Genomic DNA, 13889 nt, shown 5'->3' with positions numbered 1-13889 from the left:
GGTTTTCACAAAAGTGCAAAAAAGTGGCAACACATTGAAATAATGATGGAATTTTCCGCAGTGTGAATCAGGCGGTGGCAGATGAGACCATAAGTCTCGCGATTCCCCCCTCAGACAGCCCTCATCTCGCGCCCTGTCATGCCGTTCTCGGCGTTTGCAAGACATGCAGGCCTTGCTAGGGTCTGCCTCTCATTACCGGAGTCGATCCTTCATGCTCATCCTCGACCAGATCCAGACCAGCCGCTGCCTCGACTGGGACGCCCTCATCGCCTCTCTCGCGGCCATGTTCCAGGGTGACTGTGTCATGCCCGTCCGCCATCATCATCATGTCGCCGTTCCCGGAGAGGCCGATGCGACACTGCTTCTGATGCCGGCCTGGCAGCCCGGCCAGTATATAGGTGTGAAGCTCGTCTCGGTCTTTCCCGACAATGCGAAGCGATCCCTGCCCGCGATCCATGGCAGCTACCTTCTCTCTTCCGGACGGACAGGAGAGCTGCTCGCGGTGATCGACGGGGGTGAACTGACGGCCCGGCGGACAGCAGCAGCATCGGCCCTCGCCGCGCGACACCTGGCCCGGGAGGATGCGTCGAGACTGCTCGTCGTCGGCACGGGTCGGCTCTCTGTCAATCTGGTGGAGGCCCATAGCCGCGTGCGGCCGATCACGGAGGTGTCGATCTGGGGTCGAGACAGGGAGAAGGCGGAGCAGGCGGCCGCGGATGCCCGCGCACTCGGATATGCGGCAATCGTTGCCGCCGATCTGGAAGCCGCCGCTCGGCAGGCCGACATCATTTCCTGTGCGACACTATCGCGGAGCCCGTTGATCAAAGGGGAATGGCTGAAACCCGGAAGCCACCTCGACCTGATCGGCGCTTTCACGAAAGATATGCGTGAGAGCGACGATGAAGCCGTGCGACGTGCTCGTGTCTTTGTCGATACGCGCGAAGGCGCCTTTGCCGAGGCCGGCGACATCCTTCAGCCGATCGCCGCCGGTATCATCTCCCGGGATCATGTTCAGGCGGAGCTTTCGGAACTCGTGCGGGGGGCGGAGGGACGCAAGAGCCCGGACGAGATCACCCTGTTCAAATCCGTCGGAGCGGCTCTTGAGGATCTCGCCGGTGCTATCCTCGCCTATCAGACCGCCAGGCAGGACAGCGCCGGATCGTGACCCCTCCAGCACTTCCCCTTCTTCCGATCGCGGACAAGCTCGGCACCCTCGCCCGAGCTCTCGAAGCGGGCAATCGTGCCGTGCTCTCGGCACCCCCCGGCGCGGGCAAGACGACACTCGTTCCATTACATCTGCTGAAACAGGCGTGGCGTGGCGACGGGCGCATCATCCTGCTCGAACCGCGGAGGCTCGCGGCCAGGGCTGCCGCATCGCGCATGGCCTCGCTGCTCGGAGAGACGGTCGGGGAAACCGTCGGCTATCGCATGCGGCTCGACAACCGGATCAGCGGTCGGACACGCATCGAGGTGGTGACCGAAGGCGTCTTTGTCCGGATGATCCTCGACGATCCCGAACTCCGTGGTGCCGCGGCGGTGATCTTCGACGAGTTTCACGAGCGCTCTCTGGATGCCGATCTCGGCCTTGCGCTTGCGCTCGACGCCCAATCCGCGCTCAGACCGGATCTTCGGTTGGTCGTGATGTCGGCGACGCTCGATGTCGAGCGTATCGCGGCGTTGCTCTCGGACCCGCCGGTCATCATCAGCGAAGGGCGAAGCTTTCCGGTTGAAATCCGCCATCGGGACAGGCCAGGCGACGAGCGGGTCGAAGATGCCGTCGCAGCGACCGTGCTCAAGACACTCACCGAGGAAACAGGATCGATCCTCGCCTTCCTGCCGGGACAGGCGGAAATCCGGCGCGTGGCCGAGCGGCTCGAAGGGAGAATCGGGACGGATATCGTGATCACCCCCCTCTACGGTATGCTTGCCCAAGCCGAGCAGGATGCCGCGATACGGCCCGCAAAGGCGGGCACGCGCAAGGTCGTCCTGTCGACTTCGATCGCAGAAACCTCGATCACCATCGACAGCGTGCGCGTCGTCATAGACAGCGGATTGCAGCGGCTGCCCGTTTACGAGCCGTCGACGGGCATCACACGGCTGGAGACGGTTCGCGTGTCGCGGGCATCGGCAGATCAGCGCGCGGGGCGCGCCGGCCGAACGGAGCCGGGGATTGCGATCCGTCTCTGGCATGTGGGACAGACGGCAGCACTTCCCGCCTTCACGCCGCCGGAAATCCTGTCGAGTGACCTCTCCGGTCTCGCGCTGGACATGGCGCATTGGGGTGTCGCCGACCCGGGTCAGCTCCTGTTGCTGGACATGCCGCCCGCGGTGACGCTCAAGGAAGCGCGGCAGCTCCTGATCGGGCTCGGCGCGCTGGACGAGTCCTTGCTGTTGACGGCCAAGGGTCGCCGCATGCGCGATTTCGGTTTGCCGCCGCGGCTCGCCGCCATGGTGCTCGGCGCCGCCGAACATGGCCAGGGCCAGGCCGCCGCAGAACTGGCGGTGCTTCTGACCGAGCAGGGATTGGGGGGGAGCGATCTCGATCTGGACGAAAGACTGCGGCAGTTTCGCCGGGACAAGGGAGAACGGGCTCGCAACGCCCGCAATCTGGCGAGACGCCTCACGTCGGGGTTCGGATATCGCACGGATGATGCGACCGACGTACCGACGAGTTCCGCGGGCGCACTGCTGATCCATGCTTTCCCTGACCGGATTGCGCGCCAGCGTGGCGGACGGGGCCGTTTCGTCATGGCCAATGGGCGTGGTGCCGAGATCGCCGCCAGCGAAAGGCTGGCCGGGGCCGAGCTGCTGGTGATTGCCGATCTGACGGGCAAGGCCGCGCAGGCGCGCGTGCTTGCCGCCGCCGAGATCACACGCGGCGACATTGAATTGCTCACACCGAATGCCATACGGACTGTCAATGAAAGTGGCTTCGATCTGGCGAGCCGTCAGGTGCGTGCAAGGCGGGTGACACGGCTGGGCGCGATCGTCTTCGACGAACAGCCCCTGGCCAAACCCAAGGGAGGCGAGGCCGCAAGGGCGCTTGCCGACGGAGTGCGGATGGTTGGCCTCGCCGCGCTTCCCTTTTCCAGGGCGGCGGAACAGCTTCGCCAGCGCCTGGGCTTCCTGTATCGCAGCCTCGGTGACCCCTGGCCGGATACCAGCGACGAGGGCCTTCTGGCGCGGCTCGACGACTGGTTCGTTCCCTATCAATCCGGGGTGACGCGCTTTCAAGAGGTGAGTGCCGGCAGCCTGCATGACGGGCTCATGGCGCTGGTGCCCGGAGGATCGCAGCGGGAGCTCGACAGGCTCATACCAACGCATTTTACCGCGCCGACGGGGCAATCGCATCCGATCCGCTATGACGGCGAAGAGCCGGTTCTCCAGATCAGAGTGCAGGAACTCTTCGGGTTGAAGACGCATCCGGCAATCGGCGGCGGCAAATTGCCACTGCTCCTGGAGTTGACCTCGCCTGCACATCGACCCATTCAGACCACGCGGGATCTCCCGGGCTTCTGGGCCGGATCGTGGAAGGATGTACGCGCCGAGATGCGGGGCCGCTATCCGAAACATCCCTGGCCAGAGGAGCCTGCTTCGGCACAGGCCACGGCCCGAGCGAAACCCCGCGGAACCTGAGCACGCGGCAAGTAAGGCAGGTGTAGTATGAGCATGGATCTGGCAGCCAAATTCGGCCCGAGCAGCCGACGTCTGCGGCTGGAAACGCTGGTAAGGCTGCGCTGGATGGCTGTCGCCGGCCAGTTGCTGACCATTCTGATCGTGGCGCTGTGGTTCGACTTCACATTGCCGCTCATGACCTGCCTCGGCCTGATTGCGGCGCTGGCGGCCGCCAATTCGGCCCTCTCCGTCGCCTTTCCGTCCACGTATCGTCTGGAGCCGGCAGCGGCCTTTGCGGTGCTAGCTCTCGATCTGTTCCAGATGGGCGCACTTCTTTTCATTACCGGTGGTCTGAACAATCCCTTCGCCCCGCTGATCTGCATTCCCGTCATCATTTCGTTTGCGTCGCAGCCGAGCCGCCATTCGATCGCGCTCTTCATCACGGCGCTGGCTTTCATCACCCTGCTCGCCTTCACTCCCTATCCCCTGCCCTGGTTCGAAGGTCGGACACTCGAAGTCCATCCGCTGTTGCAGTTGGGCATGTGGAGCTCCATCGTCTCGATGACGGCCTTTGCTGCCTTCTATGCCTATCGCGTGTCGCAGGAGGCGAGCTTGCTCGCAGACGCCCTGACGGCAACCGAGCTCATCCTTCAGCGTGAGAAACACCTACATCAGCTGGACGGGCTCGCTGCCGCCGCTGCCCATGAGCTCGGCACGCCGCTGGCGACGATCAGCGTGGTCGCCAAGGAAATGGAACGTGATCTGGGCCAGGACGAGCGGTACCGCGAAGATGTGCAGTTGCTGCGCAGTCAAAGCGAGCGTTGCCGGGATATTTTGCGCCGCCTCACTTCGCTCGCGACGGAAGGGGAGGCACATATGCGTGAGCTCCCCTTGTCGTCGATGATCGAAGAGGTGATCGCGCCGCACAGGGAATTCGGCGTGAAGCTCGAGCTTGTCGAGCTTTCCGAGCGCGCGCACGAACCCGTCGGTAACCGCAACCCCGCCATTCTCTATGGTCTCGGCAACCTGCTCGAAAACGCAGTGGATTATGCACGTTCGAAGGTTACGGTCAGCGTGGAACACACGACAGCCGATGTAACAGTCACGATCGAGGACGACGGGGCCGGATTCTCCGCAGGGGTCTTGCAAAGAATTGGCGAGCCCTATGTTACCAGCAGGCAGAGCGACACCCGTGCCGGTGGCCTGGGCCTTGGACTGTTCATTGCAAAGACGCTGCTCGAACGGTCCGGTGCCACGCTCCGGTTCGAAAACCGCAGCCCTGAGGGTTCCGGGGCGCGGGTCGCGGTCAACTGGCCACGCGAATACATGGAATTGGACACGTCGTTATGACTTTACCTCTGGGGGCATCGCTCGCATAAGGTCGATAGCGCAGTTTTTTCGAACAGTCGCAGGAACAAGAAGATGGCAGACGCAGTATCACAGGTCGCAAAACCCACCGCCGGCACACAAGCGGCGGGCAATCACGATCTCGGTCCTGATCCATCACTCCTGATCGTCGATGACGACGCACCGTTCCTGCGCCGTCTGGCTCGCGCCATGGAAAGTCGTGGCTTCGTGGTCGAGCTTGCCGGCTCGGTCGCCGAAGGCATCGCCAAGGCAAAGGAAGCAGCGCCGAGCTATGCGGTCGTCGATCTGCGTCTCGGTGACGGCACCGGGCTCGACGTGATCGAAGCGATCCGGGAACGCAGAGCCGATACCCGGATCATCGTCTTGACAGGATATGGCAATATCGCAACAGCGGTGACTGCCGTCAAACTCGGCGCGCTTGATTATCTCGCCAAGCCTGCCGATGCAGACGATGTCTACCTGGCGCTGACGCAGCGGCCCGGGGAAAAGGCCGAGATCCCGGAAAACCCGATGTCTGCCGATCGTATCCGCTGGGAACATATCCAGCGCGTCTATGAAAGTTGCGAGCGGAACGTGTCGGAAACCGCGCGGCGGCTGAACATGCATCGCCGCACGCTGCAGCGCATTCTCGCCAAACGCGCGCCGAAGTAAAATTAGACAGACTTGAGCTGTGCAGCCCATTCGGCAGCCAGCAGCCTTTGCGCGGCGGCCCTCGAGAAGTCGAGGGTCACGGATTTGCGGGTCGCAGGCGGCAACCGGTGTTCGGGTGCGTCCCGCAGCAGATGCCCGGCATAGCCGTCAGACAGGAACAGGCCACAGTCTTCCGGGAAGATCTCCGGAGGAACCCCGGCATGCGTGGCGAAGAAGAGGCGGTCGCAATAGCGCCGATAGTCCGGCCACTTCCTGTCGACACGAAAATCCTCAATCGACGACTTGATCTCGACGATCCAGACCTCTCCTTTTTCGGAGAGGGCAATCAGGTCCGCACGTCGACCATTCGACAGCGTCAATTCGGGCAGGACAGCGAAACGCATCTCCGCCAGGAGGATCTGTACGCCGCGGCGAATCATCATCGCGCGGTCCGACTGACGCCCGTCTATTAAGGGGTTGTTCACCGCAATGGAGAGTAACGTCATGGATATCTCCGCTCCGCACGCTCAAGTCTGTTGCAAAAAAGCAATGCGGAGTCATTTTGCATCGCCGAAGACAATCGGCGGAAGTACGGCACTTGCGTCGCCGAGATTAATCCAAAATAAACCATAATCAAAGATGGTCCCATGATCATCTCTCAGCCATCACCCATGAGCTTTCCCATGCGCTTCCGCAACATCTTGACCGCGCTCGGCCTGGTTATTTCCCTAGGCCTCGCGGGCTGCACGACGACGACCGGTGACAAGACCGAAGTCGCCGAAACCACGAAGGTTCAGATCTTCAGTGACTCCTATGGGTCTGTGACGGACGCAGGTTACGCCCTGCCCGCGATTCCGATCCAGAAGGTCGACAAGAAGTTCCACCGACAAATTGTCGATTATGCGACGAATGAGAAGCCGGGAACCGTTGTCGTGAACACGCGCGAGCGCTTCCTCTACTACGTCATGCCGCGCGGAAAGGCTGTTCGTTACGGCATCGGGGTCGGCAAGCAGGGTTTCGCATGGCAGGGTGAAGCCTATATCGCCTGGAAGCAGGCATGGCCGACCTGGCACCCGCCGAAGGAAATGGCGGAGCGTAAGCCTGAGGTCGCGAAATATGTCGAAAAGGGCATGGATCCTGGCCTGCGTAACCCGCTCGGTGCCCGCGCCATGTATCTCTTCAACGAGAAGGGCCAGGACACACTGTTCCGCCTGCACGGGACGCCGGAATGGGCTTCTATCGGGACGGCCGCGTCTTCGGGCTGCATCCGAATGATGAACCAGGACGTCATCGACCTCTACAATCGCGTGAAGCCTGGCCGTAATTCCAAGGTTGTCGTTCAGCAGTAACTGACTGACGCATGGTTTAAACAGAAGACCCGCCGGAGCGATCCGGCGGGTCTTCTTGTTTCGGGTCTTGCTTGCAGCCTCAGGCGGCAGTTTTCGCCTTGAGTTCGATGCGGCGGCGATGGAGGACAGGCTCGGTATATCCGTTCGGCTGCTCCCTGCCCTTCAGAACGAGGTCAAGTGCGGCCTGAAAGGCTACGGAACCGTCGTAATCTTTCGCCATCGGCGTATACGCGGCGTCGCCGGTATTCTGCCCATCAACGACGACGGCCATGCGCTTCAGCGTCTCGACCACCTGCGCTTCGGTGACCACGCCATGATGGAGCCAATTGGCCATATGCTGGGCCGAGATACGCAAGGTCGCCCGGTCTTCCATCAGCCCGATATTGTTGATGTCCGGCACCTTTGAGCAGCCAACGCCCTGATCGATCCAGCGCACGACATAGCCGAGGATGCCCTGCGCATTGTTGTCAAGCTCGCGCTGGATTTCCTCGGGGGTCCAGTTCGGGCGCGGTGCGACCGGGACGGAGAGGATGTCGGCGAGCTTCGCACGGGGGCGAGACTTCAACCCGGTCTGGACCTCCGCGACGTTGACGCTGTGATAGTGGGTGGCGTGCAGGGTCGCGGCGGTTGGCGACGGTACCCAGGCCGTATTGGCACCGGCCTTGGGATGAGCGATCTTCTGCTCCAGCATGGCGGCCATCAAGTCCGGCATGGCCCACATGCCCTTGCCGATCTGGGCATGGCCAGACAGGCCGCATTCGAGGCCGATATCGACATTCCAGTTTTCATAGGCCGAAATCCAGGCGGCCTGCTTCATGTCGCCCTTGCGGATCATCGGACCGGCTTCCATTGAAGTATGGATCTCATCTCCGGTGCGGTCGAGGAAGCCCGTGTTGATGAAGACGACACGGTCGCGGGCGGCGCGAATGCACTCCTTGAGGTTGACGGTGGTGCGGCGCTCCTCGTCCATAATGCCCATCTTGATCGTGTTGGGTGCCATGCCGACGAGTTCTTCGACCGCCGAGAAGATCTCGCAGGCGAAGGCGACCTCTTCGGGTCCATGCATCTTGGGCTTCACGACATACATGGAGCCGGCGCGGGAATTCTTGCGACGGCCATTCGGGCCGATATCGTGGAGGGCAATCAGCGCGGTGACGGCGGCATCCATGATGCCTTCCGGTACTTCGTTGCCATCCTTGTCCGTGATCGCCGGATTGGTCATGAGGTGGCCGACATTGCGGATGAGCATCAGGGATCGGCCAGGCAAACTGGCGGGAGCGCCATCCGGACCCGACAGCGTGACGTCGTCGCTGAGCGCGCGGGTAAATGTCTTGCCACCCTTCGAGACTTCTTCCGTCAGATCGCCCTTCATCAGGCCGAGCCAGTTCGAATAGACGACCAGCTTGTCCTCTGCATCGACGGCCGCGACCGAATCTTCGCAGTCCATGATGGTGGTGATGGCCGATTCCAGCCGGCAGTCGTTTATGCCGGCGGGATCGCTCTTGCCGATGACACCGGTCTTGTCGACGAGGATTTCGACATGAAGGGCGTTCTTGCGCAGGAAGATGCTGGACGGGGCGGAGGCCTCACCAAGATATCCGGCAAACTGGGACGGATCGGCAAGGCCAGTCATGCCGCCGTCTTCGAGGCGGACAGAAAGTGCTCCGTTTTCGACCGCGAGAGCGGCGACCTTATCCCAAGCGCCGGCAGCGAGCGGTGCAGAACGATCAACGAAGCTACGGACCCAGGCGATGACCTTTGCGCCACGGACGGGGTTGTAGCCCTTGCCCTTCTCTGCGCCGTCTGTTTCGGGAATCGCATCCGTCCCGTAGAGAGCGTCGTACAAGGAGCCCCAGCGGGCATTGGCGGCATTGAGGGCATAACGGGCGTTCATCACGGGAACGACCAACTGCGGGCCGGCCGTGGTCGAGATTTCCGGGTCGACATTGGCCGTCGCAATCTTGAAGTCAGGACCCTCGGGCAGGAGATAACCGATCTCCCGCAGAAACTCCTCATAGGCGGCGAGATCGGCCGGTGCACCGTTCTCGCGGTACCAGGTGTCGATCTGCGCCTGCAAAGCATCCCGCTTGGCGAGGAGGGCACGATTCTTCGGCGCAAGTTCGTGAACGATCTTCGAGAGGCCCGCGAAGAATGTTTCGACATCGACCTGCGTGCCCGGGACTGCTTGCGTGACGATGAAATCGTGCAGGCGCTTGTCGATCGAAAGTCCATGGATTTCAACTGATGTCATGACGTCGTTCCTCGCACTGATGTCTCGATGAGCTACTGAAGCCCTGAAACCCATTAGCAGTCAATCTGGCATAAATTAGAAATATTCTTTCCAAAATGGAAAGTCAGCTACGAGCCGTCCTTGGTCGGCCCGTGGCGGTTGCGGTAATGCGCGCTTCTACGAGCTTGCGCCGACCCTCGATCTCCGGGGCGTCGAACTCTTCCTTCAAAACAAGGACGACATCGACAGCGCCACTCGCTTCAGCCCGCACGCGTGCGAGTTCGGTCGCACGGTGGCGCGCGGCTTCGACGGCCTTATCCTCGTCCGTAACGCGCTCACTATCGCCGCCACCGGTGATGATGAAGAGGCCCTCTTCCGGCGAGGTGACCGTCACGGTGACGCTGCTGCGCACCTGTCCGACAACGGCACCCACGGCGTTGGCAACGTCGGCGTCTCCAGGCACGGCGAAGTCGGATGCGAGCATCTCGGCTATCGCCGGATAATAGACGCCGGCGGAGGCGCCGAGGCCGATGAGAGGCCGGTCGAGGGAGAGACCGAAGCGGGCGATGCCTGCCTGACGCCGGAGGGCACGGTCGATCAGTATGGATTTCGCAGGCTCGACGTCGGCGAGCCCATCCTCCGCGAGGGCCGCGGACAGAATGACCTCGGCCGACTGGCGCGTGAGGCGATCGACGATGAACTGGCTCAGGACTTCAGCGGATTTGGCGATCGGTTGTCCCGCCCCGTCCTTCTGGCGGATGGCCAGCGTCATGCCGAGTTCGGCGGCTTGCCGGTTCCACTGGCCCTGACGGTTCAGAACATGCATGGCATCCGACGGGGTAAGGCCGCAGATATGGACGAGGCCCCGCGCGACGAGGCGGTCGAGAGTCGCCTTCTGCTGGGTGAAGCTGATCAGCTGTTCGAGTGGCAACGGCACGGCACCAACCTTCTGGAAGAGTGATGCCTCCTGCGGCTGGAGGCCGGCCGCGAGGTGATCCGGAACGCCAGTGCGGACAGCGAAGCGCCCGTCGTGGCGGCCGAGATGCGGCGCGCGCAGCTGGCGCTCGAGCACGTCGGTGATGGACGTTCCATGCAGGGCTGCAGCGAGGCTCAAAGGTACAAGGCGACGTGGGCCGAGCTCGATCTTCGCCGCGAGGCCGCGATCATCAAAGCGGACTTCCGAATCGCCACCGAGGCCAAAGGTCCGCATGGCCACGGCTTCCACCATGGTCCTGTAGCCACCGACGACGGCACCATCCTGGTCGAGTCGTGGCTGGCCCGCTTCCATGACGGCGACGTCGGTTGTCGTGCCGCCAATGTCCGAGACGACTGCATCGTTCAGGCCGGTCAGATGTCGTGCGCCGACGAGGCTCGCGGCGGGGCCGGAGAGAATGGTTTCGATCGGTCGGAGCCGCGCTTCGCCAGCAGAAATTAGAGCACCATCGCCCCGGACGACCATCAGGGGTGCGTGTATTCCGCGATCCAGAAGGTAACGTTCTGCCGATCCGATCAGCCGATCGATCATGGCGACGAGACGTGCATTGAGAAGTGTGGTCAGCGCCCGGCGCGGGCCTCCGAGCTTGGAAGAGAGCTCATGGCTGCAGGTGACGGGAAGGCCGGAATGCTGGCGGATGATATCGCGTGCGCGCTTTTCATGCGCCGGGTTGCGGACGGCGAAATAACCAGCGATCGCGAAGGACGAGACATTGGCCGAGAGGTCGGGCAAAGCCGCTTCCAGGGCTGCTGCATCGAAGGGCGTTTCATTGCCGTGGACGTCGTGGCCACCGGCAATGAAGAGGACAGGATCGTTGCCGAGCGCGTCGGCCAGACCGTCGCGCTTCAGGTCTTCCGGCCCGAAACCGATCATGATCAGGCCGGCGCGACCGCCCTGCCCCTCCACCAGCGCGTTGGTGGCCAGTGTCGTCGAGAGGGAAACAAGGCCGATAGCTGAAGGATCGATCGCTGATTCGGCCAGAACACTTTCGAGCGCGCCGGAGATGCCGATCGACAGATCATGGCGGGTGGTCAGCGACTTCGCCTTGGCGACGATCCCATGCTCTTCGCTGTAGATCACGGCATCGGTATAGGTGCCGCCGGTGTCGATGCCCAGCATGTATTCGGATGTCACGCAGTCTTCCCCATAGTGCCCGCCTGGATGGCGATGCATCCCTTATGGCACAGGCGTCTGCCCGATTTCCAGCGAAGGAGCGGCAGGATGGCGCCGCTTTACGGCTTGCGCGGCATGATCCGCATCGGAAGCCCGCCGGCCGGCTGGGTTGTGAGTTTCTGAACGGGCCAGGGTTTCGTCTGCGGTGTCGTCTCAAAGCGGTAGCTCTGCATGAGTACGGCAAGCGCAATGACGGCCTCCTGCAGCGCGAAGGTGGCGCCTATGCAGACTCGCGGTCCTGCCCCGAAAGGCAGATACTGAAAGCGGCCGATCTTTTCTCGTTCGCCGGGCAGGAAGCGGGAGGGATCGAACACCCTCGGCTTGTCCCAGTAAAGTTCGTGGCGATGCAGCGTCCACGGCATGACGAGGACAGTTGCGCCTTTAGCGATCTCCACCACTTCGCCGTTGGGCGCCGTGTAGCGGTCGTCGGCGATTGCATCACGGTTGATCGAGGGCGCCGGCGGATAGAGCCGCATGGCTTCCTCGAAGGAAGCCCGCACATGCGGCATCTGGTCGAGCCATTCGACGGGATCGGCTCCGGTAGCGATGACGGTATCGATTTCGCGCTCCATTGCATCCCGGACGTCAGGGCAATGGGCGACGCAGTAGAGCGTCCAGGCGAGCGCCCGCGCCGTCGTCTCGTGGCCGGCCCCGATGAAGGTCAGGATATTGTCTTCGATTTCCTCCGAGGTCAGTCCGTCGGGACCCTCAAGTTCAAGCAGAAGCGTGAGGAAGTCGTCCGGCGCCTTTTCGCGCTCCGTATTGATGATTGCACGGCGATGATCCATCGTCCGGCGCACCAGCTCGCGGAACTTGCGAAGAACACCAAGGCCCCGAATTCGCGTCAGGCGCGGGATCCATTTTGGAGCTTTCAACAAGTCCAGAGGATCGATCCGTCCCATGCTGTGCAGGAGATCGTCGACATCCCTCGCGAAATCGCCCTGTTCGGAGATGATGCCGCCCGAGAAAAGGGTTTCGGAGAGGATGGCGTAGGTGAGTTCGGTCATGTCGACGGCGACGTCACGAACAACAGCCTGCCCGTCCGATTGATAGCGATCGAGAAAAAGCTCGCTCTGTTCGCGCATCTGGCGCGCAAAGCCGCGCGCATGGCGAGGAGTGAAAACCGGCGCCATGGCCTTTCGCGAGCGTTTCCAGACCGGACCTTCTGCAGTCAGCAGACCGTCGCGCAGAATGGGACGCAGCACGAGCTGTCGAATCTCGGACATCTCGTAATTCGACGCGTTGTCGACGAGCACATGCCGGATGAGGCCTGGATCATTGGCGATGACCGTGGTCTGGCCGAAGAAGCGCGTGACGATCCAGGGCCATGTGTAGGACGGCTGTCCCCAGAGTTCGAGCGGGTTGCGCAGGACCGTTCGGATGATTTCAAGCCGGCTGGGCGGGATTGTCCGCGGCACCGGTGCCGGCGGCTCAAAGGTCGATTTCCGCAGACTGGCGTCCATGTCATGCTCCTTCGAGGGCTTCGACGCCCCCTTAGGAGTTAGAGCAGGGCCTCAAGCTCGTCCAGCCGATCGTTGATCAGCCAGCCGTAATAGTTCTCTTCCGGCCAATTCGCCGCACCGCTCGCGCGCCTGGATGCGAGTGCCTGCGCACGCTGCTGCGAACCACCGATGTTGAAGAGCGTGGCGGTCAGGCCCGGATTGCCCGAGATGTCGACATCGGCGATCTGGCGGTAATCGTCGATGGACTTGCGGATCACGGCCGCCATGAAGGCGAGCGATATGTCTGGATCCATGATCGCCTTGTACACGTCTGCCGCATCATTTTCGTCGAGCTTCCGATAGCCGGATTTTTGATGCACCAGATCCGACAGCATCAATGCCGTGAGGGGATTGATCTGACCCAGACCGAATGTCTGGCCCGCATAGAAGGGCTGGAAGAAGACGGCGCTGAAGCGATTGTTGGGGTAGGATACACCACCAACCGACTTTCCGCGGAAGCTGTCCTCCCAGACATTTTCCCGACAGGTCCACAGGCGATAGGAGTCCGAGAAGCCGTTGCATTCGGCAAATTCCGGCCGGCTAACGAAGGCGGAGATGCTCTCGTCCTTATAGCCGAAGCGGAAGCTGTTGCCTGCATAGGACGCAGCCTTGACGTAATAGCTCTGCAGGCTGTCATAGGCGTCGACATTATAAGTGTGCTCACCGACGATCGCCCCGACCATATGAATGGGTGCGATGCCATAGGCGGAGGCGGTCTTCTTGATCTTGCCAACGAGCGCAGAGTCCGTGCGCAGGAGATCGCGAACCTTCTCGTACTTCACGTCAAAGCTGGTCTTGCCCGCCTTGGTGCGTCGCACCGAAGCGCCGGGAATGGCCGGTTGCTCGATGTTTCGATTACCCGACGGCACCTTGTCGGCAGCGAGGGCCACTGCGGGAGCGAGCCCGGACAGACCCAATGCGACGATGATGATCCTGGTGATGTTCAGCACGATGCGCGGCCCCCGGACATTTGTCCTCGAACGGATTGGCGACGCATGGTGGCCGACACCCGACAGCGGCACTCCTTA

Annotated in this window: 10 protein-coding genes; 5 read left to right on the top strand and 5 right to left on the bottom strand. The window is 62.2% G+C overall.

Annotated features, from left to right (window positions below; genetic code table 11):
- Positions 1 to 211 precede the first annotated feature (211 nt).
- The 4 genes from lhpI (at position 212) to E9677_RS21205 (ending at position 5634) form a co-directional block, all read left to right on the top strand.
- Positions 212 to 1165 carry a bifunctional Delta(1)-pyrroline-2-carboxylate/Delta(1)-piperideine-2-carboxylate reductase gene (gene lhpI / locus E9677_RS21220; RefSeq protein ID WP_136560037.1) on the top strand — a complete coding sequence of 318 codons (954 nt, stop codon included), beginning with the start codon at positions 212 to 214 and terminating at the stop codon, positions 1163 to 1165.
- Positions 1159 to 3636, top strand: a complete 2478-nt coding sequence (gene hrpB / locus E9677_RS21215; RefSeq protein ID WP_408014764.1) for an ATP-dependent helicase HrpB — start codon at positions 1159 to 1161, stop codon at positions 3634 to 3636. The genes lhpI and hrpB overlap by 7 nt, the downstream gene beginning before the upstream one ends.
- Positions 3637 to 3663: 27 nt before the next feature.
- Positions 3664 to 4965 carry an ActS/PrrB/RegB family redox-sensitive histidine kinase gene (locus E9677_RS21210; RefSeq protein WP_136560035.1) on the top strand — a complete coding sequence of 434 codons (1302 nt, stop codon included), beginning with the start codon at positions 3664 to 3666 and terminating at the stop codon, positions 4963 to 4965.
- 72 nt (positions 4966 to 5037) lie between these two features.
- The gene (locus E9677_RS21205; RefSeq protein ID WP_235883051.1) at positions 5038 to 5634 is read left to right on the top strand and encodes an ActR/PrrA/RegA family redox response regulator transcription factor; all 597 of its coding nucleotides are present in this window, start codon (positions 5038 to 5040) and stop codon (positions 5632 to 5634) included.
- Positions 5635 to 5636: 2 nt separating this feature from the next.
- Here E9677_RS21205 and E9677_RS21200 read toward each other — a convergent pair whose 3' ends face one another.
- Entirely contained in the window at positions 5637 to 6119 is a 483-nt protein-coding gene (locus tag E9677_RS21200; protein WP_136560034.1) for an MmcB family DNA repair protein, read from the bottom strand.
- A 177-nt stretch (positions 6120 to 6296) separates the two neighbouring features.
- On the opposite strand from E9677_RS21200, the gene E9677_RS21195 reads away from it, so the two are divergent.
- Entirely contained in the window at positions 6297 to 6962 is a 666-nt protein-coding gene (locus E9677_RS21195; protein ID WP_136560061.1) for a L,D-transpeptidase, read from the top strand.
- A 79-nt stretch (positions 6963 to 7041) separates the two neighbouring features.
- Here E9677_RS21195 and E9677_RS21190 read toward each other — a convergent pair whose 3' ends face one another.
- From E9677_RS21190 to E9677_RS21175, 4 genes are all read right to left on the bottom strand, one after another.
- Positions 7042 to 9213, bottom strand: a complete 2172-nt coding sequence (locus E9677_RS21190; RefSeq protein ID WP_136560033.1) for a malate synthase G — start codon at positions 9211 to 9213, stop codon at positions 7042 to 7044.
- A 103-nt stretch (positions 9214 to 9316) separates the two neighbouring features.
- On the bottom strand, positions 9317 to 11320 hold the full coding sequence (locus tag E9677_RS21185) for a hydantoinase/oxoprolinase N-terminal domain-containing protein (RefSeq protein ID WP_136560032.1): 2004 nt from the start codon (positions 11318 to 11320) through the stop codon (positions 9317 to 9319).
- A gap of 98 nt (positions 11321 to 11418) precedes the next feature.
- A complete protein-coding gene (locus tag E9677_RS21180; RefSeq protein ID WP_136560031.1) occupies positions 11419 to 12822 on the bottom strand; it encodes a cytochrome P450 in 1404 nt (467 codons plus the stop codon).
- Positions 12823 to 12860: 38 nt separating this feature from the next.
- The gene (locus tag E9677_RS21175) at positions 12861 to 13790 is read right to left on the bottom strand and encodes a DUF1402 family protein (RefSeq protein WP_235883060.1); all 930 of its coding nucleotides are present in this window, start codon (positions 13788 to 13790) and stop codon (positions 12861 to 12863) included.
- Positions 13791 to 13889 lie beyond the last annotated feature (99 nt).

Origin of the sequence: Peteryoungia rhizophila, assembly GCF_004912145.1 — a bacterium.
Lineage (GTDB): Bacteria > Pseudomonadota > Alphaproteobacteria > Rhizobiales > Rhizobiaceae > Allorhizobium > Allorhizobium rhizophilum.
Note: the sequence above shows the minus strand (reverse complement) of the source record. Positions and strands in the feature narration are given on the sequence as shown.